Below are 16052 nucleotides of genomic sequence, written 5' to 3'. Positions count from 1 at the left end.
CGACAATTTAGAAGACCCATTTTTTCTGGATAAGAAAGCTCAATAAGAACAGAATGGAATCTACGCCTATTTTTATTAATACTTCGTGGTCGCCCACACTTTGATAGATGGCATGTACGCCCAAAGCTGAAGCACTCATTTGGAAAGCAGCCAGAATATAGTATTTTACTAAACTTCGACCTTTAGAGGCTGAAGATTTAAATACTAACTTCTTGTTGACGAAATAATTGAACATTGAGGATAATATCCTGGCAAGTACGGTCGCGATGATAATAAAGCTGTTCTGCATGAATACTTTCAAAACAGACGAAAATACAGCGAACAACCCTATATCAACTATAAAAGAAGCTACTGAAGTGAGCAGAAAACGAAAGAATACATAATAAATTTTTATAGAATCGACAATCGGATTAAAATGGGAAGATTCATTTTCATCTATATATATTGTATCTATAGTTACTTCTTTCACGCCTCGATTGTGGTTCTTGCAAGCCAGGATCATTTTCATTTCAAATTCATACCGGTCTCCTTCTAAGTGAAGGAGCTCCTCAGCGAAGTCGGAAGGAATCCCCCTTAATCCCGTCTGCGTATCGGTGACGCTCATGCCTGATGTAACTCTTAAAACAATTTTAGTCAATTTATTCCCGAACCGGCTCCTGAGAGGAATGTCTTCCCCCGAAAAATCTCTTACACCCAATATCAGATCTTCCGGATTGCTCTGCAGTTTTTCTGCTACTTTTTTAATATCGTCAGGGCTGTGCTGACCATCAGCATCGGCGGTGATAAGACCAATTCCACCCTCGTTCTTTTCTGTGTAGTAGGAGAAGGCTGTTTTCAAAGCTCTGCCTTTTCCCATATTGACCGAATGGTTCAGAACCGTACATTGGGGAAACTTAGTTACCTCATCGAATATCGGCTGAGTAGAAACATCGCTGCCATCATTGACTACGATAATTTCGTCAAAAGAAAAATCGGATATATTCTTCACTGTATCTATTAATTTATCGTCAGGGTCAAACGCAGGTATAACAATAGATATTCCGTTCTGTCGACTCAAGTGTCATCCTCCTAGCGGTGTGAAAACAATAAGTTTTTACCAAAATTAATCTTAACACATATCCCAATCCTAATGACATAATCCCGATAATTAAAATGTATCGTTTACACGTCATTCAATACGGATTTAGTAACAGTCTGAAGATGCAACAGGGTTTACTGACAACTGCAAAAAAATAAGCCGGCTTACTATAGCCAGCTCACAATGAGTACTACCCGAAGATCTAATTACGTTAAAAAACCAGAATATCGTAACAGTTTATATAGTTTTCTGCTACAGCTCTCCGTTTCCCTTATATTTACTTTCGCCTTCCCCGCGCAAGTAGTTCCTGAAGTAATCGTCCGTAATCGACTTCACCTGCTTACTTAAAAATACGACAGCAATCATATTAGGGATAACAATCATCGCCAGCAGCAGATCGAGGAACTGCCAGATGAATTTCAGCCCGCCTATGGCACCGAGAACGATAGCCACGAGGTAGACGTAGCGCATGAAGAGCGAGAACTTACGACCGAACAGAAACTCCGCCTGCTTCTCCCCGTAGTAGACGATAATCAGCACAGTAGTAATAACGAAGAAAAACAGAATAAGAGAGATGATGCTTCCTGCGAGGGAAGAGCCGAATATCGTCGCGAAAGCCGTCGGTACCATGTCGGCGGCGCTGTCCGGACCAACTTCCTTCCAGGCCCCCGTCGTAAGAACAGCCATGGCGGTCATCGTACAGACGACGAGCGTATCCATAATGACTTCGAACACACCCCAGAACCCCTGCCTGGCCGGGTGATCGTTTCTCGCAGCCGAGTGGGCGATCGGCGCGGTGCCCATCCCCGCTTCGTTGGAGTACAATCCGCGTGCCAGCCCCCAGCGTATAGCTGCAGCTACCCCAGCCCCGAGGAATCCTCCCGCAGCGGAAATCGGCTGGAAAGCGTATTCAAAAATCAACAGAAAAGCCTGCGGCACTTCACTGATGTTGATGATAAGAATCGTAAGTACACCTGCTATGTAAGCGAGAATCATAACCGGAATCAGCTTCTCCGTCACTTTTCCGATAAGCTTAATGCCGCCGATAACCACCATACCGACGAGAAGCATAACGACGAGCCCGGTCCATAGCGGGGAGATGCCGAATGATCCGTTGATCGTCTCCGCCACGGAGTTCGCCTGGACCATCGTACTTGCGATAATTTCAAGCATAAGGGCGAACGCAAAAAAATACGCGACCTTTTTCCAGCCAAGTCCTTTCCGTATGTAGTACATCGGGCCGCCGACGTACTCATTCTTCTCGTTCGTCTCCCGGTACCGGATACCGAGGACGACTTCCGAATATTTCGTAGCCATACCGATCAGAGCGACAATCCACATCCAAAAAATCGCTCCCGGCCCACCGAGAGCAATCGCCACCGGCACCCCGACGATATTCGCCGCTCCCATCGTCGCCGCAAGAGCACTTGTCGTCGCCTGGAAAGGAGACACCGAGCCTGGATGATCGCTTTTTTTGAACATCTTTCCAAGTGTTTCACCGAGAATATGCGGCAGATGCCTAAACTGAAAGAATCCGAGCTTCAATGTCAAAAAGACACCGCCGCCCAGCAGTAAGATGATCATAGGCAAGCCCCATACGATTTCGGTAACTTTTGCGATGATTTCAGTGAATTGTTCCATCCAAGCCCTCCCCAGTCGGTTACCCGTAATTAAGTAATCGCTTACAATCTGTATATAGAAATTCCATCAGGAATCACTAATCCGTCCAATGAAATTTATTCAATCTTATGTTAAATTCCATTGTCTGTCAATTCAGATAACAAGTTGCATTTAATTGTTTTTTATTTACCCGTAGTTCCTCAATGCAATCTCTAAAAATATTAGTAATTACTACCACTACGATGTACTACCTCTGATATATTTCAATCACTAAATACCAATAACTGTGAAATTGCACCAAAAGTATCTTACTGAGGAATAGCAAACAACTCCCATAAAATGCGTACGACTAAGAGAGAATACAGTAAACGGTTCAAAGACTACTTAGAGTGAAGTAATTTCTCGAGTACTACACAACTGAACTTTTCGATTTTGAGAATTCTTTTACAGGTTATGAAAGAGCAGTAAATATATTGGGGATAATGGAAGAGACAAATATGGGTAATAGAGAAATCACTCATACCGTAACATCTTCTTCACCTTTTCTTTACTCACCGCCCCATTCTCCATGAAAACATTAGGTATGCCTTTCAAGTAGGCGCGGACATTTTTCCTGCCGAACAACTCTATGGCACTTTCTCCAACATCTGTACAACCGGAAGAAGGATGATCTTTCAAAAACGCTTCCAACTCTTCCCCATCTAACCATCTATCTTCTCCATCAGGGTCAAAATTGACTATGGAGCACTTGACTCCTTTTTTCTTTTTCGCCGTCAGTACGCTACGATAATGTACGTCATCTGAAGGGAGAGAGTAACCGAATAAAATAATGTGCTTCGCTTCGGAAACAGCTACGTTCATATCTCTCTGTATTTCTTCTATATACGGAGGATGTTGACCCTTGTAGTTTGTTTGCATAACGAGCGGCGTGTGTTGGGCTTCAGTCTCTGCACCACAGTAGATACACTGAATCATATCGAATTTCCCAAGAGAGCCATATGCTTTTTCTTCTCCTGCCGATTTTGCTTTATCAGTATAACCCAAGGAGGGGATAATACTCGGAGGAAACAAATCATCCGAAAGTACTTTCCATTGATCCCCTAAATAAAAAGTCAGCTTACCGCAATAAGGACATTCACGGAATCCGTGAGAGCCATGCGGGAAATAGAACTTACCGATGCGGACGCGTCTACCTGTCTGATGCTCCGGATCATTCAATCTCTGAACAGCAGTCTCATTCATTGGATACCAAAGCGAAAGAGTAGGAGTATCTATACTGCGTACACCCATGAAATGAGCCAAATCATGAAACAGCTTCATTTTCTGAGGTGGATTTCCTACACCGGGCGCACTGCTTGGGTTATTTAACTTATAGTGAGCGTTAAAGAGAAACCACAAAATCATTGGATCCCAATTCATTGATACAACAGAATAGCTGAACAGGTAGAAGTCTCGCGTGTTCAAAGAATGTTCTTTTGCTAAATCCAGCCCTTCTTCCCACATTAACTCCCCCAGCACTAGAGAGAACTGATAAAATTGTTGGTAAGTCTCTTTATTATTTTTCACTGCTTGATCATATTCCATTTTATGTATCATCGTAATGAGCAGGATTAGCATATTCCTCGCTGGATGCAATTGTTCCGGTCTTACAAAATCATCTCCCACAAAAACTCCCTGATTTGCCGAAATGCTCAGATCGATAAGATTGAACAAATCCTGTAATTTCAACATGCCCTCTACTTTCGGACATAGTCTTACCAAAGCTTTCAGTGCTCTCCAATCATAAATGCTGCATAGTTCATTATAGCGTTCTTCAGATATTCCCAGTCTTTCCCTTTCCGCTCGCTTGTCCTGATTTCTGCTATCCAGCATATTCAGTAAATCGACCCATTCCTTTTTGATTTCTTCAGAGTGGTCCTTAATCGCTTTATTCACACACTCCTCTGTCGACAATTCCTCCTCTTCAACTAGGGAAGATATCATGTTACCTAGATTATCAGTCGTGGAAAAACCTAATGGAAGAGATGCTCCAGCCCCGACAAACAGCATATTATCTGGCCAACTCGGTTCATATGATAGCTTATTCATTATTCTAAACTCACTTTCACAACTTTATATCGGCTTCCACGCTTTTTAGTATAAAACAGCACATTTTTCTGTTGGATGAATAATTCCGAGATTACATCGTGAAGGGATTCGCTGATAAGCAGGTTTTCCAGCGAATCTTCACTTACGATTTCCAGGCAATCAATAGACTTAGAGTCACAATTAGAATCAGACTTACAATTAAGATGAGCAAAAAAATATATGTTATCTTCGCCTTCTAAATTATTATAATAGATATTCTTTGCAGTCGGCTTGATTCCGATACTCAACCCTTCCTCTCCTTTATCTCCCACAGACTTTATGGTTCCTTCAATAATAAAATAATTCACACATTCGTTCATTGTTTCTCCCCCTCATAAATCATGATTTTCACCACAAACACCATTATCAAATTCACACATTCATCATCGTTACACCGAATACCGAGAAATCAAACTAAAAGTAGTTTTAAATTGAACTAACGATGCAAATAATAATCTAATCAACAAACGGTACCGTCAGTAAGTCTAACTAAGGAACGGACCATGCCTTTCTTTGAGCCTCAAGGTTATTCCGTCCTATACTTGTAGATATAGGTAGGACATTCCCTTTCATAGGTTGATTTGGTCGTTAACTATGAGGGTTCCCTCCCTCTTTTTTGTCTTCAAGAGCTTTACACAAACTATTGTACGTTATCGTGAAATTTACTCAATCTTATGTCAAATTCCATTGTCTGTCAATTCAGATAACAAGTGAAAATTAACCGTTACTCATATACTTCCGTGAAACGAGAACACCTCAGGGGACTTGTGAAAATAAATTACTGTAAAACTGATGATCGCCCCCAGTTTCCCCATAGAACTGTAAAGAAGGGAATAATTCAGTTTTACAAAGAAGTGAAGATAATGATTTATCTTTAAAAAGAATGAGTAAAGCTATTCATATCTGTTTGACTGAAGTTCTTTATTAAAAAGGCTTAACTTTACATATTGTTAAAAAATAACGCAGTAAAAACCAAAGAACTATAAGAGTATAATCATATAGCAAATTTAACTCCTCTGCAAAAACTAAGATAAAACATAAGACTTTTACGAATAGAAAGAAAAATCTCTCAGGAAATGTTGGTGTTGGTAGTCGGGATTACCCGTTCATACATATACATAGGGAAGATTGAACGCGGGGAGGTAAATGGTTCCATACTATTGTTTTATCAGATTGGGGAAACCCTAGATGCAAAGCCGGAATCTCCCGTAAGAGATACGGGCAGAATCGGCTCATAAATTTTGGGGGACCTGCTCCCTTACAACATTCTGCCGTAAGACTACAAACAGCATGAAAACCAAAGAATAGCTTCCACCTCTGATCTTATCCGTTTCTTACAGACAGCACTTTTCTCTCCCCTCTTCTTTGCAACATCCACCCTAATAGAAAAATGTGGTTTTCATCTTCACTAAAAAACGTTACCTTCACTTCTCCTTGGTCAACGCGTCCAACATCATTGAAGTACTGGGATAGAATTACTTCTACGCTCGGTCTTCTGCCATATGCCTTACCAAGTCGAAGGAAAAGACTTGAACAGAGTGATCTTTACCATACTGCGTTGCATAATTTCAGATAACCGGGGTCTTTTCACAAATTAATTGATTCAATTTTTATGTAATTCTAAATACAAAATGACGTTATAACTTTTGACGAACAAGCTGTAATCACTAGACTGAAGTGAATGTCTTCCCACCACCAGGACTGAGTACTGTTCGTTTTCTTCCTTCTTCATAAAACTGCACCTACATATTTTGATACGATTATCGATGTCAAGGCCGTTTAATTTTCTTCAAAATCGTCGGGTTACATCATACAAAGTTGCCACCTTATTCGGCAGCTTTGTTTTTCATTCGAAAGCTTGGCCCATCCACGGAAAAGACCCTGGAATGGTGAAGTAACCGATCCAATATTGCTGTCGCAATAATATCGTCTCCTAAAACTTCTCCCCACTGTGTATTTGGCAAGAGAAAAATGCATAAAACGGAAAACGTTTACATGCTCATTAAGTATACTAAGGTATTGGTGGTAAAGCCCTGTCATTAACTGGTACATCGCTTGTCACTCGGTGGTAAAATAGATGGCAATGGTGGTACATTTCATTGGCTGTAATCAAAGCTCTCATCTTACGCCTTGCGACTGGTGCTTACATCGAAGAACGCCATAATATCATACTAATCGGCGCTTCCGGGAACGGAAAAACATATTTAAGCTGTGATTTTGGGAACGCAGCCTGTCGGCAGTTTTATAAAGTTAAATACACGAGATTGCCGGATCTACTTGATGAGTTGGCTATCGCTCGAGGAGATGGAACGTATCGAAAGGTCATGAAGAAATATAAAAAGGTCAATCTACTTATTTTGGATGAGTGGCTTTTAACACCTCTTAATGATACTCAAGCAAGAGACCTTTTAGAGATTGTGGAATCGCGCCACCAACATGGTTCTACCATCTTCTGTTCACAATTCGATCCGAGAGGATGGCATGAGAAGATAGGAGAAAGTACACTCGCAGACGCTATTCTAGATCGCATCGTTCATGATTCCTATAGCATTGTCATCGACGGTGAAACTTCTATGAGGGAACGTTTTGGATTAAAACAATAAAAAGGTGAGCCACTATTTATAAGGTAGTGGCTCACTCTTGTCATAAGTGGATCAATTTTATGTCCGACTCTGGTCAAAAAGATGGCAGAAGTGGATCTGAACGATGTCTTTCTACAAAAGAGGAATATTATCATTACGACAAACCTTTAATTCGGGGGATAAAGTCACTTATTTGGTAATTCGACTTTAACTGAAGAGGCCGTAGATTTCTTGACTCATCACTTCTAACTCGTTCTATTGAATTAGGGTAGTCATCGATTAAAAGAATTCATGGCTTTTCGGCCTATGTAGGAAATAATTGAAGGGATGTTATTGGCTACATAAACGTTTTCCGTTATATACGTTTTCTCTCTCCGAATACATATTAATAGTAGATATTAAAATGGTTTCTCATTCATAAAGTTAATCATTTTTACTACTTTTTCTCATTAATGTGAAAATCAGTCTCAATTCCTCAATTTTAAAAATCAAACTTAAACTAATATACGTTATTATTCCAAATGTGATTTCTAACATAATTTTTACAAATAAAGGTGTTTTTAAGTACTCGAAATTTAAAAAAATCAAACTTGACATAACAATTGCCAATAAAAGTGAAGGTGTCATGTCTTTTATTTGTTTAGAAATGTTATAGTTTATCTCTTTACCAGTATAATGAGCATTGATAAATAAATTAAATATCGAGCTTATAATAGCACTATATATTAGCCCTGAAACCCCAAGTTCCAAAATAACAGCAACTATTATTAATATAGATAAAAATATTTTTTTTATGATTTCAATTAATAAAAATAAATCTGATCTGTTTTTCACTTTTAAAATATTTAAATTAATCGCATTTATCGGATAAAGAAGACTTGCAATACAGAGCAACTGAAAATAATTAATAGCAGGTACCCACTTTTCTCCCAATAACAATGGAATAAAACTTGGTGCAATACAAACCAACCCGAGCATAAATGGAAAATAGACATATGCAGTAAGTCTAATTAATAATCTATAATTTTTAGTTAATAAAGACTGATCATCATTCATCTTACTCAACACAGGATATGTTACTTTTTGTATGGATTGGGTTACAGCCAAAGATGCAACATCTCTAATTTTTGACGCATTTGTGTAATACCCCAATTGGTTTAAAGTGTACACTTTACCAATAATTACAAAATAAATGTTTTTGTAAATTATATCTATTATACTGGAAAGTAATAACTTATATCCAAAATTAAAGTACTTTTTGAAAAGGTAGAAGTCAAAGATGAACGAAGGAGCCCATCGATTGTTATACAATAGTAAAATCATTTCGGTAAATTTCATAACTATTTGCTGAATTACAAGACTCCAAACCCCTAACCCCATTAAAGCAAAGGATATTGCAAAAGCACCAGCTGATAATCCAGATATTAGACTAATTTTAGTTTGTGTTTTGAAGTCCACTTTTCTAATTAAAAACACTCTTTGTATACTGGATACTGCATTAATAACTACAACGAGCATTATAACTCTTAATATTCCCACTAATTTACTCTCATCATAAAATTGAGCAATTAAAGGCGCAAAATAGAAAGAAATAGCATATACCAGTATTGAAACCGCTAGATTAAAATAAAAAACAGTAGAATAGTCCTTATCCCCAGGTGCCTTTTCTCTAATCAAAGCTTGGTCCAACCCACTTTGAACAAACGCGGTGGAAACTGCAATAAAGATTGTAACCATCCCTATTACTCCGAAATGTTCTGGTGCTAGCAACCTCGCTAAAATAATTTGAATTATTAATTGTATACCTTGTCTTGAAAGTAATTCAATAAAACTCCAAAGCAAACCATGAAGTGTCTTAGATTTAAGCTGACTCTTTTTAATCATTAAAGTTATCAATCCTTGTATTATTTGTATAGCTCGATTCTAAACATCATTGCTTGATTCAATAATTTTTTTTTGACACAATTCGATTATCTTGACATATTTCTTTTTTTGATTATGCTTCAACTTTTTAATATCTCCAAACTGTTCTATCTCTAGCGAAGCTCTATTAATAGCATATGCTATACTAAGTGTTTCAATATCTTGTCCTGCTATTTTTGATAAAATGACTGCTTCCTTTGATATACTAAACTCACTAAAGATAACATCTACCCAACTCTTATTTCTAGATTTTGAATAATATCTGACATAGTAATGAAAGGCATCAAAACAAAAACTGCTATTTTTCTTATACCCCCCCCAATCAATAATTGCAATTTCACCATTATTCATCAATAAATTCCCTATATGCAAATCCCCATGTGCAGGTGTGTTTGGTATATAAATTTTTTTTAAATAGTTTTGAATTAATTTTTCCACGTTATAGTTGATTAATATGTGTATGTAACTATAATCAATTATCTTTTCAGCACTGACGAAAGGATATTTTTTACTATATCTAAGTTTTTCCAGAATATAGTCATCAATGCGGACTAATTCTTCAGTCTTTTTTATAGGATTTCCTCTTAACGTTTTTATTCCCGTTATAAAACTGCCAGATGGTAAAATATTATTCATAAAGAAAACATCTTGTTTAGCTTTCATATAAGAATATTTTTCTTGACTAATAGTGTAATATCCCATTTTATTTATCGGAAACTTAAATACATATTTAGACGTAAATAGTATTAAAGCACCTGTGTTAGTTATTTGAATATTCTTAATTTTTGATAATTTCACCCCCCCTCCTCCTTTCTAAATATTGATCTTTTTCAAAAGATTCTTTTTGATTTTGGGGTGTTTCAGTATAATTTCTTTAATAATGTCCATACTTTCATCAATTGTCATTTCTGTAGTATTTATAGAAATATAATTACTATCCGAGATTTTATCCGCAACTTTTTCAAATTTTTCTAAATCTCTAATGGCTCGTTCAATTGTTAATTCACTTTTTCTTTTGACTAAAATTTCAGGATTACCATATAAGAAAATAACAATATCTGGTTTTGGCAACACAATACTGTATAATTTCGAATAAGTTTTACTACTGCTGATAAAAGGAAATCCTGGAAATCGATCGATTAAAAAAATTCTGCTCTTACCGGTTTTTATGGCATCCAATCTTCTAATAAGAAGTTCTAAAGGTAAAGCTAATAATCCATAAAACATATTTTTTAATTGATTGAGAGAATCAATATTGATTTTTTTATCCTGGAGTTTTTTTACACCCTTGCTTTTCCACCCCTGTTCGCCCATTCCTAAATATAAGTTAGAAACTTTAAATTGCATAGAATTTTGTATATTATTGATTAGTGTAGTCTTTCCAGATCCATCAGTTCCCAAAAAAAGAACATTAATTCCTGCCCCTGTTCTCCTTATTTTCAGTCTTCTAATCATTCGAATATTTATAGTGAAATACGCTTTTATTAATTTAGATAACAAATGAACTTCTACATCTTTCTTTTTCAATAATTCATATAATCTTTCTGCGAATAAAAATTCTTTCTCACCTTGAAATTCGATTTTATGTTTGAACAAGTAATCCTTTATTTTCTTGCGTTTTGCAACATCAAGTTTTCCACTTGTATTTATTATCGTTTTCGCTAAATAAAGTATAATTAGATGAATTCCATATGGTCTAGGAACACCAAATTGATTATAGACTTTACTTTCCAGTACTTCTTCAGAAAAATTATACTTCCATGCTCTAAAAAAACTTTCTGCAAAAACTAATTCGTACTTAATATGAAGGTATAGCTCTGAATCTAAATGATAATAAAAATAGTCTACAACGCAATCGGCTCCTTCCTTTCTTTCATACCACCCTAGTTTTGATAGAGTACATTCAAATTTATATTTGTGATTAAGCGGTACATATATGTCAACATCTCCTGTGTTGCCTTCACTTTCAAAATCAGATAGTAACACGAAATCTATTTGATTAAATTTTAGTTCGCTAAATAAATTCGAAATGACACTATTTTCATTCTCTGTTTTTTTTGTCATGAAATCATTCCCTTTATGATGAAAATATTCCGATGCGCTTTTATATTGTGAACTTTGGTATATGATAAATCGTAATGATCTTAATTATTAATACTAATTTCAGTTCGAATCATACAAAATTTCAAAGTGTTTTAAAACTTCCTCTATATAATATGGTGACTTTCTAAAACTATCTGCTATTTGCCTCTGTTTACCTGAATATACAATTGATTTTAAAGTTCTACTCCATTCTTGGTCACTACTATTTAAAGGTACTATAGTGATACCGTCATTTGTATCAGAGATTTCATAGTGACCACCGATGTTACTCCCTAATACTGGAATGCCCGCAGATAGGGATTCTAACACTACACCAGGAAGGCCTTCCCAATAAGAAGGGAACAACAAAACATCCGAGATGGAAAGAAAATCCTTGATATTACTTTGTCTTCCTAAAAAGAGGACCTTATTTTCAAGGTTTTGATTCTTAACTAAATCTTGTATATTTTGACCTAGCTCAGAATTATTATCTCCTATAAGTAATAGCTTTGACTTTGGAACTATTTTATTAAAAGAATTAAAGACTGAAATAACCTTATAATGATTTTTAGCTTCATTAAATCTACCGATATGAATAATTACTTTTTCATCATTCTTTATAGAATATTCACTTTTAAATTGTCTTATCTTTCTTTCATCCTCTGAATACAACATCCCTTTTCCGTTATACAATATTTTGCACTTTTTAATTTTTTTGTAATTTTTAAAATGATTCACCATTGTATATCTATTTACAGCAACTATATCGGTAGCGAAAGTCAATATTAATAATTTTAACACCCCTGTTTTGATTTTTTCTTTAACAGACCGGGTCTTGCCAATTTTCGAGCTACGAAAATGTACAATTCTCTTGTTTACACCTGCTAAAAAACTTAGAAACATAATATAGCCAGAAACAATTGAAATATGTGAATGAACGATATCAATGTTATTTTTTTTTAATATCTTCATAAATTCCATTGGAAAACTAAGACTGAAAATATTACATGGGATAACATTATACCCCTTTTCGTTTAACTCTTTTGCTAACCGGCCCTTTTCACCACTCATAGTACAAAAATATATATTTTCAAAAGAATTTTGCATGTTATCCATAATTTCTATAGTTCTTAATTCTGCACCTCCAAATTCCATCTTCCCAAATATATGTATGATATTATTATTTTTCAAAATACTACCTCCGTAACAAAAGTCTAATTAAAATTTCAAAAGCTTTGGGACGTAATTTTCCATATTTAAAGCTATTCAAAAGAGTTTTAAAGGATTTTTGATACTGTTTATTCTTAAACAAAGGGATCACAAAGCTTAATCTGCGCTCTAGTAAATAAATATGAATATTTTCAAGTTGCTCTGAGCTAATTTCACTATGTTTTAAATTATTGATATAATCCTCAAAGATCCAATGAATATTTATGTCTTCACTGGATGTCAAACCTGTGTCAATTATTCTATAAAATGCAGTAGGATAATTGTAAAAAACAACTTTATAAGTTAAAGCAATCACTCCCCAAACATATCGATCTTCTCCCCTATTGACTCCTTCTGGAAAACCTCCAACTTCGAGCAGTACATTTCTTGGAACTACTACCGCTGAGGTCCAAGCAATATTATTACCTAAAGTACTTTCCTCGAAATAATCATTAATTAAGTATATTTTGTTATCTTTGGCTGGCATGTTTTTAAAACGAGATGATTTTTTTTTACCGTTCACAACTCGATCATACGCCGTACAATATAAGCCGCAACCTGGGAATTCATTAATCATATTATAAATGTTCAATAAATGAATATCGGACCAAAAGTCATCTGCATCTAAAAAGGCAATGTATTCCCCCTTCGCAAACTTAATGCCCCTATTCCTAGCTGCGGATACCCCTTCATTTTTTTGATTTATTATTTTTATGCGTTTATCATCAATAGTAGATACTACGTTTAAACTATTATCTGTTGAACCATCATCAACTATAATTACTTCGAAGTTTTCAAAACTCTGATTTATAACACTTTCAAGAGCATCATAGATATATTTTTCCTTATTAAAACAAGGCATAATAACACTAAAAAATGGCATGAGTATCACTCCCTAAATACTTATTAGTAACCTTCACCCAAAAACTTTTGATTAATCTGGCATGATCCTCTATTTATTAAATGGCCCTCATTACTGCCTCTTGCCTTGAATTTTCTTAGTTTTATAATTGCCATCCAGTATAAAAGCAATAGACACTATTATTAACGCTATTGAAATTTGACCAGGAACAAACGAGAATCTGTTTCTAGTTAGAATCATAAGTATTACTACTATAACTGAGAACCAAGCTTTCTGATATACATTATTTTTTTGATTTTCAGCTTTTACCGTGAACCAACCAAGAATTAAATAAAAAATAACTGGGCCTATAAGTCCGAAATTATAATAGGATTCAGCCACTTGTGAAAAACCCCAACCAGGTAATCTTTCACCAAATGACCAAGGGACTCCCTTAATAGGAATTTCAGGTATTATTCCTAAAGTCAGTTTGGATATAATTCTTTCCAGAGGAGCAAAATAGCTAATTCCATACCCTAGGTTTTCACCGGAGTTAATCCAATGAACAACCTTCTCTACAGTTCTTAATTGCCAGCCAATTTCAATAAATGGGCTAGTTATATTTATACCGATTTCATTGAAAGACTTGACTATACTTCCGTTTCTAGCTGAAGTGATAAACGGTACTACGATAAAAAATAGGACTAAGCCCACTACTAATATCTTCTTATTTATCTTTCTAAATCTTGAATAATATATTCCTATAGCAGCTAAAGCTGCATAAAGAACCTCACCTTTATTTCCCGTAACGAATAGAATTAGACTAATAATCCCATACAGAATAGTAATACTTTTGATTTGTTTAACATTTCCAGTTGAGATAACTATTATAAAACCTGTTGCCAATAGAAAAATTGCCATAGAAAAAAAATTACTCTCGTTTCTCCACGCTATAAATTCACCATAACTAGATGTTAAAGAAAAGTTCCCAATCGCTAAATTAAATAGAAAGTAAAATAATACTAAAATCAACGATATAAAACCTATCCTAGGTAACCATATAGAAGACGGAGATATTGTTTTGTCGGAATTGGAATAAAGAGAGTTTTTACTAAATACGACTGCACTAAGCATAAAAACTATTTGCCCAATAATACTATTTAATATTGCTAAATTAACTTGTCTAGAGTACAACCATTCATATTGATGAGGCTCGAAATTGTTAAAAATACTATCTGGAGTGATAAGAAATACGGACGTTGCACCAAAGTGCACTAGCGTAAAATATAAAAATAAAACAGTAAAGACACCTAAATTTAGAATGCTATCTTTTATTCTAATATAAACAAAACAAACAACTGTACTTACTATCGATAGAATTGAAGTTGTTTTAAAAGTAACAACCTCTTCAAATAAAGTTAAAAATAAGATCGAAAGAGTGAATATAGCAAGTAACATTAATACACATATTACTTGACTAAAGTTCTTAAAATTCATTTTTTTCAACATAATAAAGTATTACCTCTTAATAATATATTTTGAAAATTCACAAAAATTTTAACCGATATTTAATGAATACTATTTCTAATTGTCTTAAGGAATTTCCTGTTCTATTAATCAATATGTCACTTCCATAATCCGTATATTTGTGAAAGTTTTCTATCATAATTTAAAAAGTGAAACTTAATTTTTCTAGGACTTTCAAGTAATTCTGCTAGTGTTTTACAACATCTATTGTTGAATAACATAACTTCTCTTTACAGTTTTAGAATACTGTTACCTTCCTGCCAATAGCAAGATCCCTGTGCTTCGTAGCTTCTATTAATGCTTTTACAAAACCATTAGTTAAACTAGGGACTATAAAATAGCTTTAAATTATCTAACCATTTCATTACTGGGTTACCAATAGATAATATACCAGTTAGATAGGCTACAATTAATTGGACAGTTTTATGAAGGTTAGCTACACGTTACGAAAATCGAACGCCTAGGAGTGCTTAACTATGACCAAACAAAATAGTTGTAGCTTTACGAAGGAGGCAAGTCAATACAGAAAATCGTTCGGGAGTATAAGTTGACTTCTTCTTTCGACGGTTGGATGAGCTAATATCATGATACCGGTTCGTTCAAGGTAGAAAAAACAGAACGCCTGAAGAGAAGGGGGGGGGAAGCTTCGCAAAGAGAATCAACGTCTTAAAATGAGGAACGCCATTTTAAAACAAGTTACGCTGATCATGGAAAGAACGTAAATTTGATCCGTAACGACCAACACAGTTACTAGGTATCAGCAATGTGTGCCCTCCTGCCCCAAAGAGTACGTATTATTATGAATCAAAATTAATAGATTTATCTGAAGAAAATGAGTTCACAGCCTAGATTGCGGACATTTTCGGTAAAGCAGAAAGAACTTCGAAACCCAGAAATTTATCGGGTACAGTTCCGGTGTCAAAAAAGATGCAGCCCTTACCCAAAAAACTTTCGCTTTCATTGAGGGAGACTTAAGGGAAATTCAACTCTTTCATACCGAATAAGGGAGGGAACGAGTTTAAAAAACAGACCACTAAAAATTGCTTAAAACTTTTGGTATTGA

The 16052-nt window shown here is 35.4% G+C and carries 11 protein-coding genes and 1 pseudogene; 1 reads left to right on the top strand and 11 read right to left on the bottom strand.

Translation table 11 applies throughout. The annotated features are described in order from the left end of the window. Positions 1-7: 7 nt before the first annotated feature. The 5 genes from CKW00_RS03835 to CKW00_RS13885 all read right to left on the bottom strand — a co-directional run bounded on the left by CKW00_RS03835 (position 8) and on the right by CKW00_RS13885 (position 6789). A complete protein-coding gene (locus tag CKW00_RS03835) occupies positions 8-1057 on the bottom strand; it encodes a bifunctional glycosyltransferase family 2/GtrA family protein (RefSeq protein WP_233129703.1) in 1050 nt (349 codons plus the stop codon). Positions 1058-1330: 273 nt separating this feature from the next. Beyond that, on the bottom strand, positions 1331-2719 hold the full coding sequence (locus CKW00_RS03830; protein WP_095821456.1) for an alanine/glycine:cation symporter family protein: 1389 nt from the start codon (positions 2717-2719) through the stop codon (positions 1331-1333). Between the two features lie 492 nt (positions 2720-3211). Beyond that, positions 3212-4633, bottom strand: a complete 1422-nt coding sequence (locus CKW00_RS03825; protein ID WP_143544221.1) for a hypothetical protein — start codon at positions 4631-4633, stop codon at positions 3212-3214. Positions 4634-4785: 152 nt separating this feature from the next. Further along, positions 4786-5145, bottom strand: coding sequence for a hypothetical protein (locus tag CKW00_RS03820; RefSeq protein WP_095821454.1), 360 nt, complete (start codon positions 5143-5145; stop codon positions 4786-4788). A gap of 1506 nt (positions 5146-6651) precedes the next feature. Further along, positions 6652-6789: an ATP-binding protein gene (locus tag CKW00_RS13885; RefSeq protein ID WP_269845275.1), complete on the bottom strand. Its 138-nt coding sequence runs from the start codon at positions 6787-6789 to the stop codon at positions 6652-6654. Positions 6790-6936: 147 nt separating this feature from the next. Between CKW00_RS13885 and CKW00_RS03805 the strand changes: the two are divergent. Continuing rightward, positions 6937-7428 (top strand): annotated as a pseudogene (locus CKW00_RS03805) (ATP-binding protein); the annotation flags it as partial. Positions 7429-7830: 402 nt separating this feature from the next. Here the strand turns inward: CKW00_RS03805 and CKW00_RS03800 are convergent. The 6 genes from CKW00_RS03800 to wzy all read right to left on the bottom strand — a co-directional run bounded on the left by CKW00_RS03800 (position 7831) and on the right by wzy (position 14971). Beyond that, positions 7831-9291 (bottom strand): lipopolysaccharide biosynthesis protein, encoded by a 1461-nt coding sequence (locus CKW00_RS03800; RefSeq protein ID WP_095821451.1) that lies wholly within the window; start codon positions 9289-9291, stop codon positions 7831-7833. 39 nt (positions 9292-9330) lie between these two features. Beyond that, the gene (locus CKW00_RS03795) at positions 9331-10128 is read right to left on the bottom strand and encodes a phosphotransferase (protein WP_095821450.1); all 798 of its coding nucleotides are present in this window, start codon (positions 10126-10128) and stop codon (positions 9331-9333) included. A 15-nt stretch (positions 10129-10143) separates the two neighbouring features. Further along, entirely contained in the window at positions 10144-11394 is a 1251-nt protein-coding gene (locus CKW00_RS03790) for a nucleoside/nucleotide kinase family protein (RefSeq protein WP_095821449.1), read from the bottom strand. Positions 11395-11493: 99 nt separating this feature from the next. Then, complete coding sequence (locus CKW00_RS03785) at positions 11494-12603, bottom strand: glycosyltransferase (protein ID WP_095821448.1); 1110 nt, start codon at positions 12601-12603, stop codon at positions 11494-11496. 4 nt (positions 12604-12607) lie between these two features. Then, entirely contained in the window at positions 12608-13504 is an 897-nt protein-coding gene (locus tag CKW00_RS03780; RefSeq protein ID WP_095821447.1) for a glycosyltransferase family 2 protein, read from the bottom strand. Positions 13505-13594: 90 nt separating this feature from the next. After that, positions 13595-14971: an O-antigen polysaccharide polymerase Wzy gene (gene wzy, locus CKW00_RS03775; protein WP_095821446.1), complete on the bottom strand. Its 1377-nt coding sequence runs from the start codon at positions 14969-14971 to the stop codon at positions 13595-13597. Positions 14972-16052: the final 1081 nt, after the last annotated feature.

Source organism: Salimicrobium humidisoli, assembly GCF_002295105.1.
In the GTDB taxonomy this organism is placed as follows: Bacteria; Bacillota; Bacilli; order Bacillales; family Halobacillaceae; genus Salimicrobium; species Salimicrobium humidisoli.
The sequence above is the reverse complement of the archived record's forward strand: the minus strand, read 5'-3'. Positions and strand labels throughout refer to the sequence as shown.